27 protein-coding genes are annotated in these 25,277 nt (G+C 70.4%); 24 read left to right on the top strand and 3 right to left on the bottom strand.

Going from position 1 to position 25,277, the window contains the following annotated elements:
- Nucleotides 1-30: 30 nt before the first annotated feature.
- The 10 genes from secY to truA all read left to right on the top strand — a co-directional run bounded on the left by secY (nt 31) and on the right by truA (nt 7,414).
- Complete coding sequence (gene secY, locus ABH940_RS13810) at nt 31-1,341, top strand: preprotein translocase subunit SecY (protein WP_370068808.1); 1,311 nt, start codon at nt 31-33, stop codon at nt 1,339-1,341.
- Nucleotides 1,341-2,000 (top strand): adenylate kinase, encoded by a 660-nt coding sequence (locus ABH940_RS13805; RefSeq protein ID WP_370068806.1) that lies wholly within the window; start codon nt 1,341-1,343, stop codon nt 1,998-2,000. Before secY ends, ABH940_RS13805 begins: the two co-directional genes overlap by 1 nt.
- A gap of 131 nt (nt 2,001-2,131) precedes the next feature.
- Nucleotides 2,132-2,965, top strand: coding sequence for a type I methionyl aminopeptidase (gene map, locus ABH940_RS13800; RefSeq protein WP_370068804.1), 834 nt, complete (start codon nt 2,132-2,134; stop codon nt 2,963-2,965).
- Between the two features lie 187 nt (nt 2,966-3,152).
- Nucleotides 3,153-3,374, top strand: coding sequence for a translation initiation factor IF-1 (gene infA, locus ABH940_RS13795; protein WP_003956442.1), 222 nt, complete (start codon nt 3,153-3,155; stop codon nt 3,372-3,374).
- Between the two features lie 33 nt (nt 3,375-3,407).
- On the top strand, nt 3,408-3,521 hold the full coding sequence (rpmJ, locus tag ABH940_RS13790; protein ID WP_009740505.1) for a 50S ribosomal protein L36: 114 nt from the start codon (nt 3,408-3,410) through the stop codon (nt 3,519-3,521).
- Nucleotides 3,522-3,727: 206 nt separating this feature from the next.
- A complete protein-coding gene (gene rpsM, locus ABH940_RS13785; protein WP_370068800.1) occupies nt 3,728-4,108 on the top strand; it encodes a 30S ribosomal protein S13 in 381 nt (126 codons plus the stop codon).
- A gap of 75 nt (nt 4,109-4,183) precedes the next feature.
- Nucleotides 4,184-4,591 carry a 30S ribosomal protein S11 gene (gene rpsK, locus ABH940_RS13780; protein WP_030251538.1) on the top strand — a complete coding sequence of 136 codons (408 nt, stop codon included), beginning with the start codon at nt 4,184-4,186 and terminating at the stop codon, nt 4,589-4,591.
- 122 nt (nt 4,592-4,713) lie between these two features.
- Entirely contained in the window at nt 4,714-5,733 is a 1,020-nt protein-coding gene (locus ABH940_RS13775) for a DNA-directed RNA polymerase subunit alpha (protein WP_370068797.1), read from the top strand.
- Nucleotides 5,734-5,878: 145 nt separating this feature from the next.
- Nucleotides 5,879-6,298: a 50S ribosomal protein L17 gene (gene rplQ, locus ABH940_RS13770; RefSeq protein ID WP_370068795.1), complete on the top strand. Its 420-nt coding sequence runs from the start codon at nt 5,879-5,881 to the stop codon at nt 6,296-6,298.
- Nucleotides 6,299-6,517: 219 nt separating this feature from the next.
- Nucleotides 6,518-7,414 carry a tRNA pseudouridine(38-40) synthase TruA gene (gene truA, locus ABH940_RS13765; RefSeq protein WP_370068793.1) on the top strand — a complete coding sequence of 299 codons (897 nt, stop codon included), beginning with the start codon at nt 6,518-6,520 and terminating at the stop codon, nt 7,412-7,414.
- Between the two features lie 28 nt (nt 7,415-7,442).
- Here the strand turns inward: truA and ABH940_RS13760 are convergent, their stop codons facing one another.
- Nucleotides 7,443-8,555: a hypothetical protein gene (locus ABH940_RS13760; RefSeq protein WP_370105365.1), complete on the bottom strand. Its 1,113-nt coding sequence runs from the start codon at nt 8,553-8,555 to the stop codon at nt 7,443-7,445.
- A gap of 108 nt (nt 8,556-8,663) precedes the next feature.
- Between ABH940_RS13760 and ABH940_RS13755 the strand changes: the two genes are divergently transcribed.
- From ABH940_RS13755 to ABH940_RS13725, 7 genes are all read left to right on the top strand, one after another.
- Complete coding sequence (locus tag ABH940_RS13755) at nt 8,664-10,310, top strand: ABC-F family ATP-binding cassette domain-containing protein (RefSeq protein WP_370068789.1); 1,647 nt, start codon at nt 8,664-8,666, stop codon at nt 10,308-10,310.
- A gap of 319 nt (nt 10,311-10,629) precedes the next feature.
- On the top strand, nt 10,630-11,073 hold the full coding sequence (gene rplM / locus ABH940_RS13750; RefSeq protein ID WP_370068787.1) for a 50S ribosomal protein L13: 444 nt from the start codon (nt 10,630-10,632) through the stop codon (nt 11,071-11,073).
- A 42-nt stretch (nt 11,074-11,115) separates the two neighbouring features.
- The gene (gene rpsI / locus ABH940_RS13745) at nt 11,116-11,607 is read left to right on the top strand and encodes a 30S ribosomal protein S9 (protein WP_370068785.1); all 492 of its coding nucleotides are present in this window, start codon (nt 11,116-11,118) and stop codon (nt 11,605-11,607) included.
- A gap of 119 nt (nt 11,608-11,726) precedes the next feature.
- A complete protein-coding gene (glmM, locus tag ABH940_RS13740) occupies nt 11,727-13,085 on the top strand; it encodes a phosphoglucosamine mutase (RefSeq protein ID WP_370105364.1) in 1,359 nt (452 codons plus the stop codon).
- A 178-nt stretch (nt 13,086-13,263) separates the two neighbouring features.
- Entirely contained in the window at nt 13,264-14,514 is a 1,251-nt protein-coding gene (locus tag ABH940_RS13735; RefSeq protein ID WP_370068781.1) for an aminotransferase class I/II-fold pyridoxal phosphate-dependent enzyme, read from the top strand.
- A gap of 71 nt (nt 14,515-14,585) precedes the next feature.
- Nucleotides 14,586-15,137: a hypothetical protein gene (locus ABH940_RS13730; RefSeq protein WP_370105363.1), complete on the top strand. Its 552-nt coding sequence runs from the start codon at nt 14,586-14,588 to the stop codon at nt 15,135-15,137.
- A gap of 38 nt (nt 15,138-15,175) precedes the next feature.
- The gene (locus ABH940_RS13725; protein WP_370068777.1) at nt 15,176-15,604 is read left to right on the top strand and encodes a hypothetical protein; all 429 of its coding nucleotides are present in this window, start codon (nt 15,176-15,178) and stop codon (nt 15,602-15,604) included.
- 13 nt (nt 15,605-15,617) lie between these two features.
- Here the strand turns inward: ABH940_RS13725 and coaA are convergent, their stop codons facing one another.
- Entirely contained in the window at nt 15,618-16,598 is a 981-nt protein-coding gene (gene coaA, locus ABH940_RS13720; protein ID WP_370068775.1) for a type I pantothenate kinase, read from the bottom strand.
- A 117-nt stretch (nt 16,599-16,715) separates the two neighbouring features.
- Nucleotides 16,716-17,222 carry an FBP domain-containing protein gene (locus ABH940_RS13715; protein ID WP_370105362.1) on the bottom strand — a complete coding sequence of 169 codons (507 nt, stop codon included), beginning with the start codon at nt 17,220-17,222 and terminating at the stop codon, nt 16,716-16,718.
- 65 nt (nt 17,223-17,287) lie between these two features.
- On the opposite strand from ABH940_RS13715, the gene ABH940_RS13710 reads away from it, so the two are divergent.
- The 7 genes from ABH940_RS13710 (at nt 17,288) to ABH940_RS13680 (ending at nt 25,243) form a co-directional block, all read left to right on the top strand.
- Nucleotides 17,288-17,863 (top strand): TetR/AcrR family transcriptional regulator, encoded by a 576-nt coding sequence (locus ABH940_RS13710; RefSeq protein ID WP_370105361.1) that lies wholly within the window; start codon nt 17,288-17,290, stop codon nt 17,861-17,863.
- Between the two features lie 76 nt (nt 17,864-17,939).
- Nucleotides 17,940-19,811, top strand: coding sequence for a glutamine--fructose-6-phosphate transaminase (isomerizing) (glmS, locus tag ABH940_RS13705; protein WP_370068769.1), 1,872 nt, complete (start codon nt 17,940-17,942; stop codon nt 19,809-19,811).
- 81 nt (nt 19,812-19,892) lie between these two features.
- Nucleotides 19,893-20,261, top strand: coding sequence for a holo-ACP synthase (locus ABH940_RS13700; RefSeq protein WP_370068767.1), 369 nt, complete (start codon nt 19,893-19,895; stop codon nt 20,259-20,261).
- 25 nt (nt 20,262-20,286) lie between these two features.
- The gene (locus tag ABH940_RS13695; RefSeq protein ID WP_370068765.1) at nt 20,287-21,783 is read left to right on the top strand and encodes an NAD(P)H-hydrate dehydratase; all 1,497 of its coding nucleotides are present in this window, start codon (nt 20,287-20,289) and stop codon (nt 21,781-21,783) included.
- A gap of 118 nt (nt 21,784-21,901) precedes the next feature.
- Nucleotides 21,902-22,480 carry a L,D-transpeptidase gene (locus ABH940_RS13690; RefSeq protein ID WP_370068763.1) on the top strand — a complete coding sequence of 193 codons (579 nt, stop codon included), beginning with the start codon at nt 21,902-21,904 and terminating at the stop codon, nt 22,478-22,480.
- A gap of 181 nt (nt 22,481-22,661) precedes the next feature.
- Nucleotides 22,662-23,798, top strand: a complete 1,137-nt coding sequence (alr, locus tag ABH940_RS13685) for an alanine racemase (protein ID WP_370068761.1) — start codon at nt 22,662-22,664, stop codon at nt 23,796-23,798.
- Nucleotides 23,798-25,243 (top strand): alpha/beta fold hydrolase, encoded by a 1,446-nt coding sequence (locus tag ABH940_RS13680; protein WP_370068759.1) that lies wholly within the window; start codon nt 23,798-23,800, stop codon nt 25,241-25,243. Before alr ends, ABH940_RS13680 begins: the two co-directional genes overlap by 1 nt.
- Nucleotides 25,244-25,277: the final 34 nt, after the last annotated feature.

The raw sequence follows: 25,277 nt of genomic DNA, 5'->3' as shown, positions 1-25,277 counted from the left end.
CCCCCACGGCCGGGAGCAGCAGGAGGCCCCGTGCTCACCGCGTTCGCCCGGGCGTTCAAGACGCCCGACCTGCGCAAGAAGCTGTTGTTCACGCTGGGCATCATGGTCGTCTTCCGCGCGGGTGCGCACATCCCCGTGCCGGGCGTCAACTACGCGGGTGTGCAGTCCTGTCTGACCAGCCTGAACAAGTCGGGCGGCAACCAGCTGCTGGGCCTGGTGAACCTCTTCAGCGGCGGTGCGCTGCTGCAGATCACCATCTTCGCGCTCGGGATCATGCCCTACATCACGTCGAGCATCATCCTCCAGCTGCTGACGGTGGTGATCCCGCGCCTGGACGCCCTGAAGAAGGAGGGCCAGGCCGGTCAGACGAAGATCACCCAGTACACCCGGTACCTGACCATCGCGCTGGCCATCCTCCAGGCCACCGCGATCAGCGCCACCGCGCAGAACGGTGCGCTGTTCGGCGGGGCCTGCTCCGGCAGCCAGGTCGTCCCGAACCAGTCGGTCTTCACCATCGCGACCATGGTCATCACCATGACCGCGGGCACCGCGGTCATCATGTGGCTGGGCGAGCTGGTGACCGACCGCGGCATCGGCAACGGCATGTCGATCCTGATCTTCACCTCGGTCGCCGCGCAGTTCCCGTCGCAGCTGTGGAGCATCAAGGCGAGCCACGGCTGGCTGACCTTCTTCGGCGTGATCATCATGGGTCTGGCCATGGTCGGCCTGGTCGTCTTCGTCGAGCAGGCCCAGCGCCGCGTCCCGGTGCAGTACGCGAAGCGCATGATCGGTCGCCGCGCCTACGGCGGCACCTCGACGTACATCCCGCTCAAGGTGAACCAGGCGGGTGTGATTCCGATCATCTTCGCCAGCTCGCTGCTCTACATCCCCGCGCTCGTGGTCCAGCTCAGCAACAAGACCAGCTCAGGCTGGGGGGCGTGGATCGAGAACAACCTCACCAAGAGCGACCACTGGCTCTACATGCTGGTCTACTTCGTCCTGATTGTCTTTTTCGCCTTCTTCTACGTGGCCATCACGTTCAACCCCGAAGAAGTCGCCGACAACATGAAGAAGTATGGTGGGTTCATCCCGGGCATCCGGGCCGGCCGCCCGACGGCGGAATACCTGAACTATGTGCTGACCAGGATCACCTGGCCGGGCTCGCTCTATCTGGGCCTGATCGCCCTGGTGCCCCTGATCGCACTCGGGCTGTTCCAGGCGTCTTCGAACTTCCCGTTCGGCGGTACGAGCATCCTCATCGTTGTGGGTGTGGGCCTTGAAACTGTGAAGCAGATCGAGAGCCAGCTCCAGCAGCGCAACTACGAAGGGTTCCTCCGCTGATGCGTATCGTCCTCGTCGGACCCCCGGGGGCCGGGAAGGGTACTCAGGCCGCGCTGCTGGCCAAGACCCTGTCCATCCCCCATGTGTCCACCGGTGACCTGTTCCGCGCCAACATCTCGCAGGGCACTGAGCTCGGCCGGCTGGCGAAGAGCATCATGGACGAGGGCACGCTGGTACCCGACGAGGTCACCATCGCGATGGTGAAGGACCGGCTGCACCAGCCGGACGCCGAGAACGGTTTCCTGCTGGACGGCTTCCCGCGCAACACCGCGCAGGCCGTCGCGCTGGACGGGATCCTCAAGGAGCTCGGCATCGCCCTCGACGGCGTGCTGGACCTGGAGGTCCCCGAGGACGAGGTGGTCCGGCGCATCGCCGGCCGCCGCCTGTGCCGCAACGACAGCGCGCACATCTTCCACGTGCTCTACAACGCGCCCGCGGTCGAGGGCGTCTGTGACGTCTGCGGCGGCGAGCTGTACCAGCGCTCGGACGACAGCGAGGAGACCGTGCGCACCCGGCTCGAGGTCTACCACACGGAGACCGAGCCGATCATCGAGTACTACCGCAAGCAGCACCTGGTCACCACGATCTCGGCGCTCGGCAAGGTCGACGAGGTCACCGAGCGCGCGATCGCCGCGCTGCGGGAGAACGCGAACGACTGAGTTTCATTTCTTGGCTGCGGCCGTGACACCCTGGATGGATGTCACGGCCGCAGTGCGTTTTCCAGGCGCCGCTGCGTCGCCACTGGTTGCACGTGTCTGGTTGGACGAGTTGAGGAGAGCGAGAAGAGCGCATGGTTGAGATCAAGACGCCCGAGCAGATCGCGAAGATGCGGGAGGCCGGGCTGATCGTGGCCGAGGCGCTCAAGGCCGCGAGCGAGGCCGCGGTGCCCGGTGTCACCACCGGCGAGCTCGACGCCGTCGCCAAGAAGGTCATCGAGGGCCATGGCGCGACGTCCAACTTCCTCGGCTACCACGGCTTCACCGGTGTGATCTGCGCCTCCGTCAACGAGGAGGTCGTGCACGGCATCCCCGGCGACCGCGTGCTGAACGACGGCGACATCATCTCCATCGACTGCGGCGCGATCGTCGACGGCTGGCACGGCGATGCAGCCGTCACCGTCTTCGTTGGCGGCGGCCACGCCCCGGAGCTGCACGCGCTGAGCGAGACCACCGAGGGTTCGATGTGGGCGGGCATCGCACAGGTGAAGAAGGGCAACCGGCTCTCCGACATCAGCCGCAGCATCGAGGGCTTCATCCGCCGTCAGCCGCTGCCCCCGCGCGGAAAGTACGGCATCGTCGAGGACTACGGCGGCCACGGCATCGGCTCCGCCATGCACATGGACCCGCACCTGCTCAACTACGTCGACCGCCGCCGTGGGCGCGGTATGAAGCTGGTCCCGGGCTTCTGCATCGCCATCGAGCCGATGATCACCCTCGGCACCCCCAAGACCCACGTCCTCGAGGACGAGTGGACGGTCGTCAGCAACGACGGCACCTGGTCCTCCCACTGGGAGCACTCCATCGCCCTGACCGAGGAGGGCCCGCTCGTCCTCACCGCCGTCGACGGCGGCAAGGCGAAGCTCGCCGAGCTCGGTGTGACCGTGGCCCCGGACCCGCTGGGCTGAGCCCGTCGGGCCGGGCTGCGACGGGGTGATTTCGCGTTCGCTTGGACACTGTCGTAGACTGCTGTGTCGGCTCACTCGTAGCTTGCTTCCGCACGTCCCCGCCCGGTAAGGCGAGGATGGATCGATCCGGTCCCTGCGTGAGTGCCGACTACGGTAGTCGATTCCGGAAGGCGAATTCCGCAGGATTATGGCCAAGAAGCAAGGCGCCATCGAAATCGAGGGCACCGTGATCGAGTCTCTGCCGAACGCGATGTTCAAGGTCGAACTGCAGAACGGTCACAAGGTTCTCGCGCACATCAGCGGCAAGATGCGCATGCACTACATCCGCATCCTCCCGGACGACCGGGTCGTCGTCGAGCTCAGCCCGTACGACCTGACCCGTGGTCGCATCGTCTACCGGTACAAGTAACCAGCAGATCCAGACCCGGAGAACCTGAGTCAGATGAAGGTCAAGCCGAGCGTCAAGAAGATCTGCGACAAGTGCAAGGTGATCCGCCGTCACGGTCGGGTCATGGTGATCTGCGAGAACCTGCGCCACAAGCAGCGCCAGGGCTGATCTCACCCCCTGTACGGGTCGTAACTCTTCGCGCGACGCGAAAAACAACATGAAACGGGATGCCCGATCTCTCGTTGTCCTTGCAGGGATTCACTCTGCAGGGACGGGAGACTGCCACCCCCGGTCGGAGGCCGGGGCTCGATCAGCGGGAGCTGAACGGGTAGGCGTCACGTCAGACCTCCGAGGAAACAACAGGAGCCAGATTCATGGCACGCCTCAGTGGCGTTGATCTCCCGCGCGAGAAGCGGATCGAGATCGCCCTCACCTACGTCTACGGCATCGGCCGCACCCTCGCCAAGCAGGCGCTGGTCGAGACCGGTGTGAACCCGGACATCCGCGTCCGCGACATCACCGAGGACGACCTCGTCGCCCTGCAGAAGTTCGTGGACGCGAACTTCGAGGTCGAGGGTGACCTCCGCCGTGCCGTCGCCGCCGACATCCGCCGCAAGGTCGAGATCGGCTGCTACGAGGGCCTGCGCCACCGCCGTGGCCTGCCGGTCCGCGGTCAGCGCACCCACACCAACGCGCGTACCCGCAAGGGCCCGCGTCGCGCGATTGCCGGCAAGAAGAAGCCGGGCAAGAAGTAGTCCGCCCCCTCAACCGGACTTCAATCCGGCCCGCTGGGCTAGCGGACCGACCACCTCATCAGGAGATTTCAGCTCATGCCTCCCAAGGGCCGTCAGGCTGCCGGCGCGAAGAAGATCCGCCGCAAGGAGAAGAAGAACGTCGCTCACGGGCACGCCCACATCAAGAGCACGTTCAACAACACGATCGTTTCGATCACCGACCCGTCCGGCAACGTGATCGCCTGGGCGTCCTCGGGCCACGTCGGCTTCAAGGGCTCCCGCAAGTCGACCCCGTTCGCCGCGCAGATGGCCGCCGAGGCCGCTGCTCGCCGCGCGCAGGAGCACGGCATGCGCAAGGTCGACGTCTTCGTCAAGGGCCCGGGCTCCGGTCGTGAGACCGCGATCCGCTCCATCCAGGCCACCGGCCTGGAGGTCGGCTCCATCCAGGACGTCACCCCCACCCCGCACAACGGCTGCCGCCCGCCGAAGCGTCGTCGCGTCTGACGCACGCGCTTCGCAGCGTGTAGCTCCAAGGGATACGGCCTCCGGTTCAGCCGGAGGCCGTATCCTTGCTTTCGTCGGCATCAAATAGTGGGTGCCGAAGATCTATCTGGAGGATTTCCCTCATGTTGATCGCTCAGCGTCCGTCGCTGACCGAAGAGGTTGTCGACGAGTACCGCTCCCGGTTCGTCATCGAGCCGCTGGAGCCGGGCTTCGGCTACACCCTCGGCAACTCCCTGCGTCGTACCCTCCTCTCCTCGATCCCCGGCGCTGCTGTCACCAGCATCCGGATCGACGGCGTGCTGCACGAGTTCACCACCGTGCCGGGCGTCAAGGAGGACGTCACCGACCTGATCCTCAACATCAAGCAGCTGGTCGTCTCCTCGGAGCACGACGAGCCGGTCGTGATGTACCTGCGCAAGCAGGGCCCGGGTCTGGTCACCGCCGCTGACATCGCGCCCCCGGCCGGTGTCGAGGTCCACAACCCCGAGCTGGTCCTGGCCACGCTGAACGGCAAGGGCAAGCTGGAGATGGAGCTGACCGTCGAGCGCGGTCGCGGCTACGTCTCCGCCGTGCAGAACAAGCAGTCCGGCCAGGAGATCGGCCGTATCCCGGTCGACTCGATCTACAGCCCCGTGCTGAAGGTCACCTACAAGGTCGAGGCCACGCGTGTCGAGCAGCGCACCGACTTCGACAAGCTGATCGTCGACGTCGAGACCAAGCCGGCCATGCGTCCGCGTGACGCGATGGCGTCGGCCGGTAAGACCCTGGTCGAGCTGTTCGGTCTCGCCCGCGAGCTGAACATCGATGCCGAGGGCATCGACATGGGCCCGTCCCCGACGGACGCCGCCCTGGCCGCGGACCTGGCGCTGCCGATCGAGGAGCTGGAGCTCACGGTCCGCTCCTACAACTGCCTCAAGCGCGAGGGCATCCACACCGTGGGTGAGCTCGTCGCCCGCTCCGAGGCCGACCTGCTCGACATCCGCAACTTCGGTGCGAAGTCGATCGACGAGGTCAAGGCGAAGCTGGCCGGCATGGGCCTGGCCCTCAAGGACAGCCCGCCCGGATTCGACCCGACCGCCGCTGCGGACGCCTTCGGCGCCGACGACGACGACCCGGGCTTCGCGGAGACCGAGCAGTACTGAGTCTGATCCGACTCCGCTTGGGTACGGGACCGCTTCGGCGGTCCCGTATTCTTGTCACCTGTATGTCTAAGTCGTGCGGGCGCCACTGCCCGTACGCCCGGTCCGGTTCCTAGTACGGCCGACGCCGGATATTGAAGGAGACACCATGCCTCGTCCCGCCAAGGGTGCCCGCCTCGGCGGCGGCCCGTCCCACGAGCGTCTGCTGCTCGCCGGTCTGGCTCGCGAGCTGTTCCAGTACGGCCGCATCACCACGACCGAGGCCAAGGCCCGCCGCCTGCGCCCGTTCGCGGAGAAGCTGATCACCAAGGCCAAGAAGGGTGACCTGCACAACCGCCGTGAGGCGCGCAAGGTCATCACCGACGTCGCGGTGCTGCACACCCTGTTCACCGAGATCGGTCCGCGTTACGTGAACCGCCCCGGTGGCTACACCCGTATCACCAAGATCGGTACGCGCCGTGGCGACAACGCGCCCATGGCCGTCATCGAGCTGGTCGAGCCTCTGACGGTGGCCCAGGAGGCCGTCGGCGAGGCCGAGGCGGCGACCAAGGTCGCGGCTGCGGAGTAGTCCCCAGAGGACTCGTTGCACTATCCAGGGGCGCGAGGCCCTGCTGATTTTGCGGCTCCGCCGCGTGGGCGCGAGCAACCATCCTGTGCGGATGGCTCTGCTCGTTCGGCGAGTCACCTGTCATGGTGGCTTGTCGCGCCTGCGCGGCGGGGCCGCATATCGGCAGAGCCCCGCGCCCCTGGCGTTTGACCTCCACCCCTTGCGTAGAGAGTTTCCCCTGTGGCCTGCGAAGAAGAGCCCCGTAAGGACGGCCCTGCCGACGGCTTGGTCCGGATCCGGTTGGACCTCGCCTACGACGGCGCGGAGTTCTCCGGGTGGGCGCGGCAGAAGAGCGGGCGGCGGACGGTCCAGCAGGAGCTGGAGGAGGCGATCGCGGTCGTCACGCGGCAGCACGACGTGTTGTTCCCGCTGACCGTCGCCGGGCGGACCGACGCCGGGGTGCACGCGCGGGGGCAGGTCGCGCACGTGGATCTGCCGGAGGGCATCTGGCAGGCGGAGGGCGAGAAGCTGCTGCGACGGCTCGCCGGGCGGCTTTCGGGGGACATCCGGGTGTGGCGGCTGTCCGAGGCTCCCGCGGGCTTCGACGCGCGCTTCAGCGCGATCTGGCGGCGCTACGCCTACCGCATCTGTGACGTCCAGGGCGGCGTCGACCCGCTGCGGCGCGGGCACGTGCTCTGGCACGACCGTCCGCTGGACGTGCCGCTGATGAACGAGGCGGCACGACGCCTCGTGGGAGAGCACGACTTCGCCGCGTACTGCAAGAAGCGCGAGGGCGCGACCACCATCCGGGAGCTGCTGGAGTTCTCCTGGGAGCGCACCGAGGGCGACGCGCTGCTCGGGCCCGGAGTGCCGGGGCTGGTCGTCGGGACGGTCCGGGCGGACGCGTTCTGCCACAACATGGTGCGCGCGCTGGTCGGCTCGATGCTGCTGGTCGGCGGTGGGCAGCGGCCGGTGGACTTCCCGGCGGAGGTGCTCGCCGGCGGCGAGCGGAACTCGGCCGTCAACGTGGTCCGGCCCTACGGGCTGACGCTGGAGGAGGTCGGCTACCCGGCCGACGAGCTGCTGGCGGAACGCAACCGCGCGGCCCGTCGGCTCCGGGTGCTCGGAGCGAAGTAACCGCGGCGGCAGCCGACCTGACGGCCCATCAGTGCGCGGACTGGGCGGCTGCAGCCGCTTCCGCACGGCCGCGGGCGGCGAGGTTCTGGAAGGCCATCGCGGCGATGTCGTTGCCTGATGCCAGTGCGACGGTGTCGTTGGCGGGGACCGGCTTGCCGTTGGTGTAGCCCGCGACGGTGAAGTAGGTGTAGCGGCCGATCGCGTCGGTCGAGAGTCTGCAGACCACGCCGCGGCAGAACGGTTTCACCGGGCCGCCGAAGAGCGACTGCAGGTTGCCCGATGCGGCCTGGGCCTTCACCGCGTCGGCCTGGGCCGCCGAGGGGAAGACGGCGATACCGACGGTGACGTCGGCCGCGCCGCTGCCGTAGGTGGCACGGAAGACGGCCTGGCAGCCGTTCTTGGCCAGCACCGCGGCCAGCGGCGCGGTGGCGGCGTCCGTGCACGCGGAGGTCGCTGTCAGTGCCTGGGTGTAGGGATGGCCGTTGACGGTGACCTTCTTGCCGGGGAAGAGCGCCGCCACGCTGAGCGGGGCCGTGTCCGTCGTGGCACTGGAGAGCAGGGTGATCGGGTCGAGCAGCGTCGGGCTGGGCGTCGGCTGCGCGGGGGGCATCGTCGTGGGGGCGAACGAGGGCTGGGTCGTGGGCACGGCCACGGAGGGGCTCGCGACTGCCGTGGGGTGGCCGGTGGAGTGACCGCCCGTCAGGGCGAGGGCGGCCGCCCCGCCGCCGAGGACGAGGACGGCGGCAGCGCCGAGGGCGATGCGGCGGCGCAGACGGGTGGGCCCGGTGGGCCGGGTGTGCTGGTTGGACCGGTGCGAGGGCTCGGGGGCGGTCTCGGCGGGCTGCTCCCAGTCAGGGGCCGGCGTGCCCTCGGGCGGCGGGTCGCTGGGCAGGCCGGGGCGTATCGCAAAGGCCGTGGTGGTCCTGGCGCCGCCGCGGACGGGAGCGGTGCCCTGCTGCGGCTCGGGCGTGGGCGGCTCCGGAGCGCCGGGCCGCACCTTGAAGGCGGTGAGTGCCCGCGCGCGCAGACGGCCTGGCGCGTACTGGGTCGGGATCCGGCCGTGCTGCCGGTCGCCGCGGCGGGGGAGGGACTGCTGCGGGTCGGCCTGCGGCTGACGGTCCTGACGGGGGCCTGTCGTCATGCGCCGAAAGCGTAGTAGGTCCAGCTTCCGGATCCGGCAAAGCCCAGGTGAGAGGGGTGCGGAAAACCCGTTTTCCCAGGAACGCGGCAGGGACGAGAATCGCTGAACATGGGACACGTCGAGATCTCGCACCTGGAGTACTACCTACCCGACGGGCGGGTGTTGTTCGCCGACGCGTCTTTCCGGGTCGGGGAGGGCGCAGCGGTCGCCCTGGTCGGAGCCAACGGCGCGGGCAAGACCACGCTGCTGCGGCTGATCGCGGGTGATCTCACCCCGCACGGCGGCACGGTGACGGTCAGTGGTGGGCTCGGGGTGATGCGTCAGTTCGTCGGCACGACCGGGCGCGAGTCGCCGCTGGCCGAGGACGCCTCGGTGCGCGACCTGCTGGTCGCCGTCGCGCCGCCCAAGGTCAAGGCCGCGGCGCAGACCGTGGACGCGGCCGAGCTGGCGATGATCGCCCAGGAGGACGAGCGGACCCAGCTCGACTACGCCCAGGCGCTCTCCGACTGGGCGGACGCGGGCGGCTACGAGTGGGAGACCGTCTGGGACGTCTGCACCGTCGCCGCGCTCGGCACGTCCTACGAGCGCGCCCAGTGGCGCGGCCTGAACACGCTCTCCGGCGGCGAGCAGAAGCGCCTGGTGCTGGAGGCGCTGCTGCGCGGCCCCGACGAGGTGCTGGTGCTGGACGAGCCCGACAACTACCTGGACGTCCCCGGCAAGCGCTGGCTGGAGGAGCAGATCCGGCAGACCCGGAAGACCGTGCTCTTCGTCTCGCACGACCGCGAGCTGCTGGCCAACAGCGCCGAGAAGATCGTCAGCGTCGAGCCCGGCGTGGACGGCAGCGAGGTCTGGGTGCACGGAGCCGGTTTCGCGACCTACCACGAGGCCCGGGAGGAGCGCTTCGCCCGGTTCGAGGAGCTGCGCCGGCGCTGGGACGAGAAGCACGCCCAGCTGAAGAAGCTCGTGCTGGACATGCGTGAGTACGCGGCCCGCTCGCACGACATGGCCTCCCGCTACCAGGCGGCCACGACCCGGCTGCGCAAGTTCGAGGAGGCGGGCCCGCCGCCGGAGCCGCCGCGCAAGCAGGCGATCAGCATGCGGCTCAAGGGCGGACGCACCGGCGTCCGGTCGTTCACCTTCCAGAAGCTGGAGCTGACCGGCCTGATGCAGCCGTTCGACCTGGAGGTCTACTACGGCGAGCGGGTGGCCGTGCTGGGCTCCAACGGCTCGGGCAAGTCGCACTTCCTGCGCCTGGTCGCCGGCGACGAGCGGCGACCGGTCGCCCACAGCGGGGCGTGGAAGCTGGGCGCGCGCGTTGTGCCGGGCCACTTCGCGCAGACGCACGCGCATCCGGAGCTGCTGGGCCGGACCGCGCGCGAGATTCTGCAGACCGAGCACGCACTGGACCGCGCGGCGGCGATGAGCGCGCTGCGCCGGTATGAGCTGCATCACCAGGAGGCGCAGCGTTTCGAGAACCTCTCCGGCGGCCAGCAGGCCCGGCTGATGATCCTGCGGCTGGAGCTGGGCGGTGCGACGGCGCTGCTGCTGGACGAGCCCACCGACAACCTGGACCTGGAGAGCGCCGAGGCGCTGCAGGAGGGGCTGGAGGCCTTCGAGGGCACGGTCCTGGCGGTCACGCACGACCGCTGGTTCGCCCGGTCCTTCGACCGGTTCCTGGTCTTCGGCGCGGACGGCCGGGTGTACGAGTCGCCGGAGCCGGTCTGGGACGAGCGCCGGGTCACCCGGGAGCGGTGACGGGCGATGAGGGCCGCTGACGAGCTCCGACTGGTCGGCGAACGTCCCGGGTCCACGTAGACTAGTGCACAGCTTGTGGAAAACCAGCGCGGTGGTTGCCGGGCGTTTTGACCCGCCTGCCACCGGGCCGGTATTCTGCGAGTTCGTTGTGCGTATTGGCTCGCTCTATCTCACGTGAGACGTCGGTACGCCGGTCCGCCAGGTCGATGAGTGGCGGCGCTGCACACCCGATTGCGTCCGGGTCCCAGTGCTGAGGCTGCTCCGATCGTCCCGGTGGCCCTGTCAGGCACACACTCACTGAAAAGCGAAGGCTACGACCGTGCGTACGTACAGCCCCAAGCCCGGCGACGTCCAGCGTCAGTGGCTCGTCATCGACGCCCAGGACGTTGTCCTGGGTCGTCTGGCCTCCCAGGCCGCCACCATCCTCCGTGGTAAGCACAAGCCGGTGTACGCGCCGCACGTTGACATGGGTGACTTCGTCATCATCATCAACGCGGACAAGGTGCACCTGTCCGGCAACAAGAAGACTCAGAAGATGGCCTACCGCCACTCCGGTTACCCGGGTGGTCTGCGGGCCGTCCGCTACGACGACCTTCTGGCGAAGAGCCCGGAGAAGGCCGTCGAGAAGGCCATCAAGGGCATGCTCCCGAAGAACTCCCTGGGTCGTCAGATGCTCTCGAAGCTGAAGGTGTACTCGGGCGACCAGCACCCCCACGCTGCCCAGCAGCCGGTGCCGTTCGAGATCACCCAGGTCGCTCAGTAAGACCGGCCACCAGACAATCTGACGAGAAGAACAGAGGAAACCGTGGCCGAGACCACTGCTGAGCTCCCCCTCGAGGTCGAGGAGACCTTCGAGGTCGAGGAGACCGAGTACACCAGCGAGTCCCTTCCCTCCGCCTTCGCCGAGGCCATTCCGGGCGCCGGCCTGGGTCGCCGCAAGGAGGCGATCGCCCGCGTGCGCATCGTCCCCGGCACCGGCCAGTGGAAGATCAACGGTCGCACCCTGGAGGAGTACTTCCCCAACAAGGTGCACCAGCAGACCGTGAACGACCCGTTCAAGATCCTTGAGCTGGACGGTCGCTACGACGTCGTCGCCCGTATCAACGGTGGCGGCATCTCCGGCCAGGCCTACGCCCTGCGCCTCGGTGTCGCTCGCGCCCTGAACGAGGCCGACGAGGACACCAACCGCCCGGCCCTGAAGAAGGCCGGCTTCCTGACCCGTGACCCGCGCGCCGTCGAGCGCAAGAAGGCCGGTCTCAAGAAGGCCCGTAAGGCGCCGCAGTACAGCAAGCGCTAAGTCGCATCCCGCTCCGCCGTTCATCGCATGGGGGAGCTGGTTTTCACCACGCCCTGGGAGCACCCTGTGTTCCCAGGGCGTGGTTCGTTCATACCCGGCACACCCGGAAGGTTTTGGCAGTGGGACGACTCTTTGGCACTGACGGCGTACGCGGGCTTGCGAACGTCGATCTGACCGCCGAGATGGCGATGGGCCTCTCCGTCGCCGCCGCGCACGTGCTCGGTGATCTGGGCGCGTTCGAGGGCCACCGCCCGGTGGCCGTGGTCGGCCGCGACCCGCGGGCCTCGGGTGAGTTCCTGGAGGCGGCCGTGGTGGCCGGCCTCGCCAGCTCCGGTGTCGACGTGCTCCGTCTCGGTGTCCTGCCGACCCCTGCCGTGGCGTACCTGACGGAGGCGTTGGGCGTCGACTTCGGCGTCATGCTGTCGGCCAGCCACAACCCGATGCCGGACAACGGCATCAAGTTCCTCGCCAAGGGTGGCCACAAGCTCGACGACGCGATCGAGGACGCCATCGAGGCGCACTTCGAGCGCTTCGGCGGCGAGGAGTGGTCCCGCCCGACCGGCGCCGGGGTCGGCCGGGTCCGCGACCACGAGGCCGGGCTCGACCAGTACGTGGAGCACCTGCTGAGCGTGGTGCCGAACCGCCTCGACGGGCTGCGCATCGTCCTCGACACCGCGCACGGCGCGGCGGCGGTCGCGTCGCCCGAGGCGTTCCGCCGGGCGGGCGCGGAGCTCGTCCACATCATCGGCGCCGAGCCGGACGGCCTCAACATCAACGACGGCGTCGGCTCGACCCATCTCGACCTGCTGTGTGCGGCGGTCATCGAGCACGGCGCGGACCTGGGCATCGCCCACGACGGCGACGCGGACCGCTGCCTGGCCGTCGATCACACCGGCACCGAGGTCGACGGCGACCAGATCCTGGCCGTCCTGGCCCTCGGCCTGCGGGAGTCCGGCGCGCTGGCCAAGGACACCGTGGTCGCGACGGTCATGTCCAACCTGGGCTTCAAGCTGGCCATGGAGCGCGAGGGCATCGACCTGGTCCAGACGGCGGTCGGCGACCGCTACGTGCTGGAGTCCATGAAGGAGCACGGCTACACGCTGGGCGGCGAGCAGTCCGGCCACGTGATCATGCTGGAGCACGCGACCACTGGTGACGGCACGCTGACCGGCCTGATGCTGGCCGCGAGGGTCGCGGCGACCAAGCAGCCGCTGCAGGAGCTGGCCGCGGTGATGACGCGGCTGCCGCAGGTCATGATCAACGTCAAGGGCGTGGACAAGACGCGCGCCGCGCTGGACCCCGAGCTGGTGGACGCGGTGGCGGCGGCGGAGAAGGAGCTGGGCGACACCGGCCGGGTTCTGCTGCGTCCCTCCGGGACGGAGCCGCTGGTTCGCGTCATGGTGGAGGCAGCGAACCACGACCAGGCCCAGGAGGTTTGCGAGCGGCTCGCCACGGTCGTGCGGGAACGCTTGGGATAAGGGACGTTCCACTGTCCAGGGGCGCGGGGCTCTGCTGATGTGCGGCTCCGCCGCGTGGGCGCGACGAGCCACCCACGTGGGTGGAGCCCCGCTTGTTCAGGGCCGTCTGCTCATCAGTGGTTTCTCGTGCAGAGCCCCGCGCCCCTGGGGTGTCTGCAACTGAGCGAGGGAGAGTCGAGTGACGCTTCGTGAGGAATACGCACAGCTCCAGGCCAAGGGCCTGAAGCTGGATCTGACGCGGGGTAAGCCCTCGCCCGAGCAGTTGGACCTCTCGGCGGGGCTGCTCGAACTTCCCGGCGCTGCCGACTTCCGCGCTGCGGACGGGACCGACACCCGGAACTACGGCGGGCTGACCGGGTTGCCCGAGCTGATCGAGATCTTCTCGCCGCTGCTCGGCATCCCGCAGGGCCAGCTGCTGGCGCTGGGCAACGCCAGCCTGCAGATCATGCACGACGTGATCGCCAACGCGCTCCTCTCCGCCGTGCCCGGTGCCCCCCGCCGCTGGGTGGACGAGGGCGAGGTCGTCTTCCTCTGCCCCGTGCCCGGATACGACCGGCACTTCGGCGTGTGCGAGCGGTTCGGCATCCGGATGGTCCCGGTCGCGCTGACCGGGCACGGGCCGGACATGGACGAGGTGGAGCGCCTGGTCACCGCCGATCCGCGGATCAAGGGCATGTGGTGCGTCCCGGCGTACAGCAACCCGACCGGCGAGGTCTACAGCGCCGAGACGGTCCGCCGCCTCGCGGCCATGCCGACCGCCGCGCCCGACTTCCGGATCTTCTGGGACAACGCCTACGCCCTGCACGACCTGACGGACCGTCGGGCCGAGCTCGTGTCGATCCTGGACGCCTGCGCCGAGGCGGGGAACCCGGACCGGGCGTTCGTCTTCGCGTCGACCTCGAAGATCACCTTGGCGGGTTCGGGGGTCGCCTTCTTCGGCTCCTCGGCCGCCAACGTCGAGTGGCTCAAGAAGCTGATGGCCAAGCAGACCATCGGCCCCGACAAGGTCAACCAGCTGCGGCACGTCCGCTTCTTCCGCGACGCGGACGGCGTGCTCGCGCACATGGCCGAGCACCGTGCGCTGCTCGCGCCGCGTTTCGCCGCGGTCGAGCACGTGCTGGAGCGGGAGCTCGGCGGTCGCGGCATCGCGCGCTGGACCCGGCCCGAGGGCGGGTACTTCGTCAGCCTCGAGGTCCCGGACGGCTGCGCCGCCGAGGTCGTGCGCCTGGCGAAGGAGGCCGGCGTGGCGCTGACTCCGGCCGGTGCGGCCTTCCCGTACGGGCACGACCCGCGCGACCACCAGATCCGGATCGCGCCGAGCTACCCGACGCTGACCGAACTCACCGAGGCCATGGAGGCGGTGGCGCTCTGCGTCCGGCTCGCGGCCGAGGAGAACAAGGCGGTCACCGAGGGTGGGGCGCAGACCTGACAGCGTGACAGTCCGAGCGGGATCGGATAGCGTCCGCCGGGCGTCATCCGATCCTGTTCCGGGGGGACTTCATGCTGCTCGAATTCAGCGCGCACCCGTTTCTGGCCATCTACTCGATCCTGCTGATGATCAGCGGCTTCGGCTCGGTGGCGCTCAGTGTGCTCAATATCGGCGGGCGGAGCGTCGGTTGGCGGATCTTCGGCGTGATCGCCGGTCTCCTTTTCGGCGGCTACGGCATCTACATGGGGTTCTTCTTCACCGGCGGTGAGTACATCCTCTCGGGCAGGGGGATCGTCCTGCCGTTCCTGCTGATCGCCGGCATGCTCGGGAGGGCACGCCGTGGGAAGGCGGCCAACGCTGCCGGGCCGATGCCGGGCATCCCGCAGCAGCCGGGGATGCCGTACGGGCAGCCGCAGGGATACGGACAGCAGCCTTATGGCCAGCCGCAGCAGGCGTACGGACAGCAACCGTACGCGCAGCCGCAGTACGGTCAGCCCCAGCAGCCTTATGGTCAGCAGCCTTACGGCCAGCCGCAGCAGCAGCCGTACGGCCAGCCCCAGCCCCAGCCGCAGCCTTACGGCCAGCCGCCGGAGGGCCCCTACGGCCAGTTCCCGCAGGGCTGAGACCCTGAGACCAGCTGATCCTGCTCCGGGGGAACTCCATGCTGCTCCACATCACCACGCACCCGTTCTGGGCCTTCTATGCGATCCTGCTGCTGATCACCGGCATCACGGCGTTCGTCCTTGTGTTCGCCCCCGGTGAGGACAGCATCTTCTTCCGGATCTTCATGGTCGGCTGCGGTCTTGCCTTCGGCGGCTACGGCGTCTATGTCGGGTTCGTCTCCACCAGCGGCTCGTACTACGTCTCCACCTGGGCGATCTTCGTTCCGGGCCTGTTGCTCGCCGGTCAGATCATGAGGATCGTGAAGTGGGTCCGCGGCAGGGCGGCAAAGGACGCCGCGCCGGTCCCGGGCGTGCCGCAGCAGCCTGTCGTGCCGTACGGGCAGCCGCCGCAGGCTTACAGCCAGCCGCAGCCGTACGGGCAACTGCCGCAGTACGGACCGCCACGGCAGCCCCCCGGCCAGGGCTGAGGCACGCTGAAGCTCAGAGCTTGCGGATGCGGATCCGCTGGACCTTGTGGTCCGGGCCCTTGCGCAGGATCAGGTCGGCGCGGCCGCGGGTCGGGGCGACGTTCTCGACGAGGTTGGGGCGGTTGATGGTCCGCCAGAGGTGGCGGGCGTAGTCGAGCGCCTCGTTCTCGGGGACCTCCGCGTAGCGGCGGAAGTAGGACTCCGGGTTCTGGAACGCGGTCTCGCGCAGCTTGCGGAACCGCTTCAGGTACCACTTCTCGATGTCGTCCGGGCGGGCGTCGACGTAGATGGAGAAGTCGAAGAAGTCCGCCACCGCGACCCTGGTGCGCCCGTCCTGTCCCGGCAGGGCGGGCTGCAGCACGTTGAGGCCCTCGATGATCAGGATGTCGGGCCGCCGGACCGTCAGCCGCTCGTCGGGGACGATGTCGTAGACCAGGTGCGAGTAGACCGGGGCGGTGACCTCCTCCTTGCCCGACTTCACGTCGGCCACGAAGCGGGTCAGCGCCCGGCGGTCGTAGGACTCGGGGAAGCCCTTGCGGGACATGAGGCCCCGGCGGCGCAACTCCTCGTTGGGCAGCAGGAAGCCGTCGGTGGTCACCAGCTCCACGCGTGGGTGCTCGGGCCACCGGGCCAGCATCGACTGGAGCAGTCGAGCGGTGGTGGACTTGCCCACCGCGACCGAGCCGGCCACGCCGATGACGAACGGCGTGCCGGACTGGGTGTGGGTGTGCTCGTTGCTGTCCAGGAAGTCGTTGAGCGCGCCGCGCAGTTGACCCGTCGCGGTGACGTAGAGGTTGAGCAGGCGCGACAGCGGCAGGTAGACGTCCTGGACCTCGTCGAGGTCGATGACGTCACCGAGGCCGCGCAGCCGTTCCAGCTCGTCGGCGGTCAGCGGCAGTGGTGTGCGCTCGTGGAGGGCACTCCACTCGGCACGGTCGAGGTCGACGAAGGGCGATGCGTCGGTGCGACGCCCGGCTTCCAGGGTGGTGGACACGTTCCTATTGTCTGCCGAGCTGCCGTCGCCGGGGTGCGAGAGATATCTCTCAGCGGCCTCCGCACGACCTCCACCGGGACTCCGCGCGAAATCCGTACGAACTCAGGTCGCGCTCGGTCAGGCCTCCAGGACCTGGTCCAGGAAGGCGTCGACCTTGGTGCGCAGGCGCTCGATCTGCTGCTCGACGGTGAGCGTCTCGTCCTGGCGGGCGCCTGACTCGGCCTGCTTCCTGCCGCGGACGTAGAGCGAGCAGGCGAGATCGGTGCACATGTAGAGGCCGACCGAGTTGCCCTGGCGCCCGGCCTTGCCCGCGCGGCGGGCGGTCAGTAGCGAGACGCCGTTGCCCGGCCGGGTGGTCAGGCAGAGCGAGCAGAGGCTGCGGTGCAGGAAGCCGCGCTGCGGCGGCGGGAAGCGCAGCGTGATGCCGACCAGGCCGCCCGGCGTGTCCGCCCGCTCGGCGACCAGCGCGCAGCGGTCGGGTGCGCCCGGATCGCGCCAGCCCAGGAAGTCAAGGTCGGCGAAGGGCCGTTCGGCCAGGTCGCGCGGGATGTGGAGGCGTGACGCCTCGCCCTTGCTGCAGTTCACGAAGGACGCGCGGATCTGTTCTTCGGTGACGATCTCCATGGGTATGACGCTAAGCTTGCCTAGGAGTCCTAGGCAAATGGTTTATCTCTCTAGTTTGGAGTGGGATGGCGCGGGCGGGACTGAACGCCGAACGGGTGACCCGGGCGGCAGCGGACCTGGCGGACCAGGTCGGGCTGGAGAAGGTCACGGTCTCCGCCGTGGCCAGGGGTTTCGGCGTCAAGGACGCGAGCCTCTACGCGCACCTGAGCAGCCTGGCCGAGCTGCGCGAACGGATCGCCGGGCTGGCGATGGCGGAGCTGGCGGACGCGCTGGGCGACGCCGTCGCCGGGCGGTCGGGGCGGGCCGCGCTCACGGCCTTCGCCGACGCGTACCGGGACTTCGCCCTCGCCCACCCCGGGCGCTACGCCGCAACCCAGCTGAACATCGAGTGTGAGGGCGGCCACCGCGTCGTCGCCGCCTGTGCGGCGCTGCTCCGCGGCTACCGGCTGGAGGACGTGGACGCGGTGGACGCGGTCCGGCTGCTGTGCAGCTCGTTCCACGGCTGGGTGACCCTGGAGGCCGCCGACCGGTTCCGGTCCGGCCGCCCGATGGCGGAGTCCTGGCAGGTCGCCCTCACCGCGCTGGACGGCGCGCTGCGTACCTGGGGCGGCCGTGCGGGCGTTCCTCGGGCCTCCTTCTGACGGAAACCGCCCAGGTGGAGGCAGGGTCGGGGCCTCGCCGCGCGGGGCTGCCGCGGCGTGCCCTTAAGCTGGGGCGATGTGCGGAATCGTTGGTTACGTTGGCGAGCAGCCTGCCCTGGACGTGGTCCTGTCCGGGCTGCGCCGTCTGGAATACCGGGGGTATGACTCGGCGGGTGTCGCCGTGCAGACCCCCGAAGGCGGCCTCGCGGTCGCGAAGAAGGCCGGCAAGCTGGCCAACCTGGAGAAGCTGCTGGCCGAGCAGCCGCTGCCGGAGGGCACGGTCGGGATCGGTCACACCCGTTGGGCCACCCACGGCGGCCCGACCGACGCCAACGCGCACCCGCATGTGGGCGGCGCGGGCAAGGTCGCCGTCGTGCACAACGGGATCATCGAGAACTTCGCGCGGCTCCGCGTCGAGCTCTCCGAGCGCGGTCACCTGCTCGCGTCGGAGACCGACACCGAGGTGGTCGCCCACCTGCTGGCCGAGGCCACGGACGCCCAGCTCGCCGCGGGCAGCGGCACGCTGGACCTCGCCGAGGCCATGCGCAGCGTCTGCCGTCGCCTGGACGGCGCGTTCACGCTGGTCGCCACGCACGCCGACGCGCCGGGCGTGGTCGTCGCCGCGCGTCGCAACTCGCCGCTGGTGGTCGGGCGCGGCGAGGGCGAGGCCTTCCTCGCCTCGGACGTGGCCGCGTTCATCGAGCACACCCGTGAGGCGATCGAGCTCGGTCAGGACCAGGTCGTCGAGTTGACCCGCGAGGGCATCACGATCACCGACTTCCAGGGCAATCCGGGTGAGTACCGCGAGTACCACGTCGACTGGGACGCCTCCGCCGCCGAGAAGGGCGGCTACGACTACTTCATGCTCAAGGAGATCGCCGAGCAGCCCAAGGCGGTGGCCGACACCCTCCTCGGCCGGATCGACGCCAACGGCTCGCTCACCCTCGACGAGCTGCGCATCGACCGCTCGGTGCTGCGCGAGATCGACAAGGTCGTCATCGTCGCCTGCGGCACGGCGTTCCACGCCGGCCTGATCGCCAAGTACGCGATCGAGCACTGGGCCCGCATCCCCTGCGAGGTCGAGGTCGCCTCCGAGTTCCGCTACCGGGACCCGATCATGGACCAGCAGACGCTGGTCATCGCCATCTCGCAGTCCGGCGAGACCATGGACACGCTGATGGCGCTGCGTCACGCGCGCGAGCAGGGCGCCAAGGTGCTGGCCATCTGCAACACCAACGGTTCGACGATCCCGCGCGAGTCGGACGCCGTGCTCTACACGCACGCCGGTCCCGAGGTCGCGGTCGCGTCGACCAAGGCGTTCCTGACCCAGCTGGTCGCCTGCTACCTGGTCGCCCTCTACCTGGGCCAGGTCCGCGGCACCAAGTGGGGCGACGAGATCTTCGAGGTGATCCGCCAGCTCGCGGACGCGCCGAAGCAGGTCGAGCAGGTGCTGACGACCATGGAGCCGGTCCGTGAGCTGGCCCGTTCGCTGGCCGATGCCAAGTCGGTCCTGTTCCTGGGCCGTCACGTCGGCTACCCGGTGGCTCTGGAGGGCGCGCTCAAGCTCAAGGAGCTCGCCTACATGCACGCCGAGGGCTTCGCGGCGGGTGAGCTCAAGCACGGTCCGATCGCGCTGATCGAGGAGGGGCTGCCGGTCGTCGTGGTCGTCCCGTCGCCGCGTGGGCGCTCGGTGCTGCACGACAAGATCGTCTCCAACATCCAGGAGATCCGCGCACGTGGTGCGCGCACCCTGGTGATCGCCGAGGAGGGCGACGACGCGGTCGTGCCCTACGCCGACCACCTGGTCCGCATCCCGCAGACGCCGACGCTGCTGCAGCCGCTGGTGGCGACCGTCCCGCTGCAGGTCTTCGCCTGCGAGCTGGCGACGGCCAAGGGCCACGAGGTCGACCAGCCGCGCAACCTGGCCAAGTCGGTGACGGTGGAGTAGCCGCCCGATGGCAAGGTGGAGGCCCGGACGCCGCGTCGGCGTCCGGGCCTTCGCGTTTTGCACGGTCCCAGGGAGTTCTGAATGATCATCGGTGTCGGCATCGACGTCGCGGAGATCAGCCGCTTCGAGGAGGCCCTGCGCCGCACCCCCGCGCTGGCGGACCGGCTCTTCGTCGCCGAGGAACTGACGCTGCCCAGCGGCGAGCGGCGCGGGATCGCCTCGCTGGCGGCCCGGTTCGCGGCCAAGGAGGCGGTGGCAAAGGCGCTCGGCGCGCCCGGCAATCTGGAGTGGACCGACGCGATCGTCCGCACCGAGCCCTCCGGCCGACCGCTGCTGACCGTGCGCGGCACCGTGGCGGCGTGCGCGGAGCAGCTCGGGGTGACGTCGTGGCATCTCTCGCTCAGCCACGACGCGGGCGTAGCGTCTGCGGTGGTGATCGCCGAAGGGTGACGGCCTCTCAAGGAGTGGACAGGCCATGCGTTGTGCACATGCTGTGGACTGGGTCCGGGCGGCGGAGGGCGAACTGATGGCCCGTCTGCCCGAGGGCACGCTGATGCAACGGGCGGCGGCCGGGCTGGCCGCCTGCTGCGTGGAGCTGCTGGCGAGCGGGAAGCGGGGCCGCGTCCGGGGCAGCCGGGTGCTGGTCCTGGTCGGCAGCGGCGACAACGGTGGTGACGCGCTCTACGCCGCGGCCCGGCTGGCCCGCCGCGGCGCACGGGTCCGGGCCGCGCTGCTCGCCCCGCCGGAACGTACCCACGCGGGTGGACTGGCCGCGCTGCTCGCGGCGGGTGGCAGGACGACCGACGATCCCGCCGAGGCCGCGTCGGCCGACCTGGTCCTCGACGGCATCGTCGGCATCGGCGGACGCGGTCCGCTGCGCGAGGCCGCGCTCCCGTGGGTCGACGCGGCCGAGCGCGGCGAGGCGTTGATCGTCGCCGTCGACCTGCCCAGCGGCGTCGACCCGGGCACCGGGGCCGTCCCCGGCCGTGCGGTCCACGCCGACGTCACGGTCACCTTCGGCACCCACAAGCCCGGCCTGCTCGTCGACCCCGGCGCGTCGTACGCGGGAGTGGTCCGGCTGGTCGAGATCGGGTTGCCGGTCGCAGCGGGGTCGGACACGCACGTCGTCGAGGCGCTTCAGCACGCCGACGTGGCCGCGCTGCTGCCGGAGCCCGGCGCCGAGAGCGACAAGTACCGGCGTGGGGTGGTCGGCATCGCCGCCGGTTCGGCCCGGTATCCGGGCGCCGCGGTGCTGGCCGTCGGATCCGCGCTGCGCGGCGGCTGCGGCGCGGTGCGCTATGTCGGCGCGGCGGGCGCGGACGTGGTGCGAGCACACCCCGAGGCGTTGGTCGGCGACGGCGGTCCGGCGGACGCCGGTCGGGTGCAGGCCTGGGTGGTCGGCCCCGGCCTGTCCCAGAACGCCGACGCCGAACGCGCCGTGGAGGAGGCCCTGGCCGCCGAGGTGCCGGTGCTGGTCGACGCCGACGGGCTGCGGCTGCTCGCCCGGCGCGGCAGCGCGCCCGCGAACGCGCTGCTCACCCCGCACGCGGGCGAGGCGGTCGCGCTGCTGGCCGGGGTCGGCGTCACCGCGACCCGGGAGGAGGTCGAGGGCGAGCGGTTGCGGTACGCGCGCACGCTCGCCCGGGCGTACGGCTGCACGGTGCTGCTCAAGGGCTCGACCACGGTCGTCACCGGTCCCGAGGGCCCGGCCCGGGTCAACCCCACCGGGACCGCGCAGCTCGCCACCGCCGGGAGCGGCGACGTGCTGGCCGGACTGGCCGGTGCGCTGCTCGCCGCCGGGCTGGCCCCGAGGGACGCCGGATCCGTCGCCGCGTATCTGCACGGTCTGGCGGGCAGGATCTCCTCCGGCGGCGCGCCGACCTGCGCCACCGCGATCACGGCCGCGCTGCCCGAGGCCTGGCGGTCCGTCATCGCGGGGGACGGCGATGACGGGGTTCCACCGTTCCGGTGAGTTTCGTGGTGATATTCGGCCGGACGGGGGTGAACCGCGGTCATACGTGCAACCGATCAGCCGAATTGATTGTCTTCCCAACGACACCGTGCACAGCGGACGGAAAGCAGGGGGAGAGTTGACGCAGCTGAGGGCACGAGTGACCGCGGCGGCCCTGGCGACCGCGGCACTGCTGGTCGGGGTGGGCACCCTGGGCGCGGGAACGGCGAACGCCGCCACCCCGACGCTGACGACGCCTGCCGCGGTGACGCACGTCGGGACGACGCACGCGGTCACGACGCACGCGGTCACGGCGCACGCGGTCACGACCGCGCCGAAGTCGCCCTGCCCGGCAGACCGGGGCCGGGTGGTCTGCGTGGACCTGACCCACCAGAAGCTGTGGATCTCGGACGGCGGCAAGCTCGTCTTCGGCCCGGTGGCCGTCCGCACCGGCCGCAAGGGGTACGTCACCCGTGACGGCCTGTGGCACATCTACTGGCGCGACCTGCACCATGTCTCCTCGATCTACCACGTGCCCATGCCCGACAGCCAGTTCTTCTCCGGCGGCGAGGCGCTGCACGCGGTGGGCATCCCGATGTCGACCCCGCCCGGCTCGCACGGCTGCGTCAACATGACCGTCCACGACGCGCGGATCGCCTGGGAGCTGCTGCGCGTCGGCGATGTCGTCGACGTCTTCGGGCGCAAGCCCGGCACCTGAGCAAGACGCCTGAGCCCGGCAGCTGAGCCCGGCAGCTGAGCCGCACGCTCGGACACGCTCGGACGGAAGGGCCGGGGGTCGGTTGAGCGGCCCCACCCGCACTACGCGACACTGTGGCGCCCATCACTTGGTGACGGGCGCCCGCCTGCTTCTGGGAGACTTACCCCCGATGGAAACTGCGATGCGAGCCGAAGCTCTGATCGACCTGGCGGCGCTGCGCGGCAATATCGCCGCGTTGCGCGAGCGTGTCGGGTCGGCCGGAGTCATGTCCGTGGTCAAGGCCGACGCCTACGGCCACGGCGCGATCCCGTGTGCCCGCGCGGCCCTCGCCGCCGGTGCGAGCTGGCTCGGCACGGCCACCCCGGAGGAGGCGCTCGCACTGCGCGCCGCCGGGATCGGCCCGGACCAGGCCCCGGTGCTGTGCTGGCTGTGGACGCCGGGCGGCCCGTGGCGCGAGGCGGTCGCGGCGGACGTCGACATCACCGTCAGCGGCCTGTGGGCGCTGCCCCACGTGCTGGACGCGGTCCGCGAGGTCGGCCGCCCGGCCCGGGTGCAGCTGAAGGCGGACACCGGACTCGGTCGCAACGGCGCGCAGCCGCACGACTGGCCCGAGCTGGTCGCCGCCGCCCGCGCCGCCGAGGCCGAGGGCCTGATCAAGGTCACCGGCGTCTGGTCCCACTTCGCCTGCGCCGACGAGCCCGGCCACCCCTCCGTCGCGGCGCAGCTCGACGCGTACCGCAGCGCGCTGGACGTCGCCGAGGCGGCAGGCCTGCGGCCCGAGGTGCGCCACATCGCCAACTCGCCCGCCACGCTGACCCTGCCGGAGTCCCACTTCGACCTGGTTCGGACCGGTCTGGCCCAGTACGGGCTGTCCCCGGTTCCGGAGGTCGGCGGACCGGCCGACTTCGGGCTGCGGCCGGTGATGTCGCTGGTCGCCCGGGTCGCCCAGGTCAAGCGGGTGCCCAGCGGACACGGCGTCAGCTACGGCCTCACCTACACCACTCCGGGCGAAACCACGCTGGCCCTGGTCCCGCTCGGCTACGCCGACGGGATCCCGCGTCACGCAAGCGGCGCCGGACCGGTCTGGCTCGGGGGCAAGTGGCGCACCGTCGCCGGACGCGTCGCGATGGACCAGTTCGTGGTCGACCTCGGCGGTGACGCCGCCGAGGTGGGCGACCAGGTCGTCGTCTTCGGCCCCGGCGACCTCGGCGAGCCGACGGCCGAGGACTGGGCCCGCGCGGCGGGCACTATCGCGTACGAGATCGTCACCCGTATCGGCGCCCGGGTGCCGCGCCGCTACCTGGAGGGCGGCGGCTGATGCCGGAGGAGAGCGGAGGCGTCGTCCGCCAGGTGCGGGACGTGGCGGGCGCGGTCGTCGGTGACGTCGCGGCCGGCCGCTGGCGCCGCGCGGGCATCGTCGGCGTCTCCCTCGGGGTGGTCGCGGCCGGTGCGGCGGCGGGCGTCGCGCTGGAGCGGCTGACCGTCGGCCGCGACATGCGCCGCCGGGCCCGCGCCGAGATCGACGCGGCGGCGGCGTTCGGCTCGCTCCGCGGCACCCCGCTCCATGTCGCCGCGGCCGACGGTACCGACCTCTACGTCGAGCTCGACGGCTCCGGCTGGGCCGGCAGTGCCCCGGCGATCGCCCGCGAAGCCGCGGAGCGCGCGGAACCCGCGGAGCGCACTGACGGCGACGGCGAGACAGCCGCCGCGCCGGTCGGAGCCGATCCCGGCCGGGCCGGCAACGGCAACGGTCGCCCCACGCTGCGCAGTTGGCTCGGCAGACGGCGTGCGTCGGGTGCCGAGCCGCAGCCCGGACCGCTGGGCGGCGTGCTGTCCGGCGTCGGCAGCTGGCTCGGAATGCCCCCCACCCCGCCGCTGACCGTCGTCTTCGCTCACGGTTACTGCCTCAACCAGGACAGCTGGCACTTCCAGCGCGAGGCTTTCCGCGACGGACTGCGGCTGGTCTTCTGGGACCAGCGCAGCCACGGCCGCTCCGAGCGCTCCCGCAGCTACCTGGCCGGAGAGCAGTCCTCCATCGACCAGCTCGGCCAGGACCTCGGCGCGGTGATCGACGCCGTCGCGCCGACCGGACCGCTGGTGCTGGTGGGGCACTCCATGGGCGGGATGACGATCATGGCGCTGGCCGACCAGCGTCCCGAGCTCTTCGCCGAACGGGTCGCCGGAGTCGCCCTGCTCGGTACCACCGCGGGCAGCTGGCGCGGGGTGACCCTCGGCCTCCCCGGTGTCGGCGCGAGGATGTTCCACCGGATCGGCCCCGGTGTGATCAAGGCACTGGGCCGCCAGGCCGAGCTGGTCGAGCGCGGCCGTCGTCTCAGCAGCGAGCTGACCGCCGCGATCTACCAGAAGTTCTCCTTCGGCGCCGAGGACGTCGATCCCGCACTGGCCCACTTCGCGCAGGACCTGCTGGAGTCCACGCCGGTCGACGTGGTCGCCGAGTTCTTCCCGGTCTTCCCCGCGCACGAGAAGACGGCCGCGCTGGCCGTCCTCCGCGACATCCCGACCCTGGTCATGGCGGGGGACGAGGACCTGCTCACGCCGCCCTCGCACAGCGAGGCGATCGCCGCCGAGCTGCCCGACGCGGAGCTGGACATACTCCCGGACACCGGCCACCTGCTGATGCTGGAGCGCCCGGACCTGGTCGACGCCCGCCTCGCCGACCTCCTCGAACGCGCAGCCGGGCACTGCGGTGCGCCGCTGCCGCAACACGTGCACGATCTCGCGCAGGACACGCGCCAGGCCTGACGGCTGAGTGCCGGGTGGCCCCTTCTGCCTGATT

Origin of the sequence: Streptacidiphilus sp. BW17, assembly GCF_041262485.1 — a bacterium.
Lineage (GTDB): Bacteria > Actinomycetota > Actinomycetes > Streptomycetales > Streptomycetaceae > Streptacidiphilus.
Note: the sequence above shows the minus strand (reverse complement) of the source record. Positions and strands in the feature narration are given on the sequence as shown.

Excerpts from the sequence above, each read along its gene's own strand:
- ABH940_RS13680 (WP_370068759.1), top strand. The coding sequence starts at position 23,798 with ATGCCGGAGGAGAGCGGAGGCGTCGTCCGCCAGGTGCGGGACGTGGCG.
- ABH940_RS13715 (WP_370105362.1), bottom strand. The coding sequence starts at position 17,222 with ATGGAGATCGTCACCGAAGAACAGATCCGCGCGTCCTTCGTGAACTGC.
- ABH940_RS13760 (WP_370105365.1), bottom strand. The coding sequence starts at position 8,555 with ATGACGACAGGCCCCCGTCAGGACCGTCAGCCGCAGGCCGACCCGCAG.
- ABH940_RS13730 (WP_370105363.1), top strand. The coding sequence starts at position 14,586 with ATGCTGCTCGAATTCAGCGCGCACCCGTTTCTGGCCATCTACTCGATC.
- alr (WP_370068761.1), top strand. The coding sequence starts at position 22,662 with ATGCGAGCCGAAGCTCTGATCGACCTGGCGGCGCTGCGCGGCAATATC.
- ABH940_RS13725 (WP_370068777.1), top strand. The coding sequence starts at position 15,176 with ATGCTGCTCCACATCACCACGCACCCGTTCTGGGCCTTCTATGCGATC.
- rpsM (WP_370068800.1), top strand. The coding sequence starts at position 3,728 with ATGGCACGCCTCAGTGGCGTTGATCTCCCGCGCGAGAAGCGGATCGAG.
- rplQ (WP_370068795.1), top strand. The coding sequence starts at position 5,879 with ATGCCTCGTCCCGCCAAGGGTGCCCGCCTCGGCGGCGGCCCGTCCCAC.
- map (WP_370068804.1), top strand. The coding sequence starts at position 2,132 with ATGGTTGAGATCAAGACGCCCGAGCAGATCGCGAAGATGCGGGAGGCC.
- ABH940_RS13695 (WP_370068765.1), top strand. The coding sequence starts at position 20,287 with ATGCGTTGTGCACATGCTGTGGACTGGGTCCGGGCGGCGGAGGGCGAA.
- ABH940_RS13775 (WP_370068797.1), top strand. The coding sequence starts at position 4,714 with ATGTTGATCGCTCAGCGTCCGTCGCTGACCGAAGAGGTTGTCGACGAG.
- rpmJ (WP_009740505.1), top strand. The coding sequence starts at position 3,408 with ATGAAGGTCAAGCCGAGCGTCAAGAAGATCTGCGACAAGTGCAAGGTG.
- ABH940_RS13710 (WP_370105361.1), top strand. The coding sequence starts at position 17,288 with ATGGCGCGGGCGGGACTGAACGCCGAACGGGTGACCCGGGCGGCAGCG.
- ABH940_RS13755 (WP_370068789.1), top strand. The coding sequence starts at position 8,664 with ATGGGACACGTCGAGATCTCGCACCTGGAGTACTACCTACCCGACGGG.
- infA (WP_003956442.1), top strand. The coding sequence starts at position 3,153 with ATGGCCAAGAAGCAAGGCGCCATCGAAATCGAGGGCACCGTGATCGAG.
- ABH940_RS13700 (WP_370068767.1), top strand. The coding sequence starts at position 19,893 with ATGATCATCGGTGTCGGCATCGACGTCGCGGAGATCAGCCGCTTCGAG.
- rpsK (WP_030251538.1), top strand. The coding sequence starts at position 4,184 with ATGCCTCCCAAGGGCCGTCAGGCTGCCGGCGCGAAGAAGATCCGCCGC.
- ABH940_RS13805 (WP_370068806.1), top strand. The coding sequence starts at position 1,341 with ATGCGTATCGTCCTCGTCGGACCCCCGGGGGCCGGGAAGGGTACTCAG.
- glmS (WP_370068769.1), top strand. The coding sequence starts at position 17,940 with ATGTGCGGAATCGTTGGTTACGTTGGCGAGCAGCCTGCCCTGGACGTG.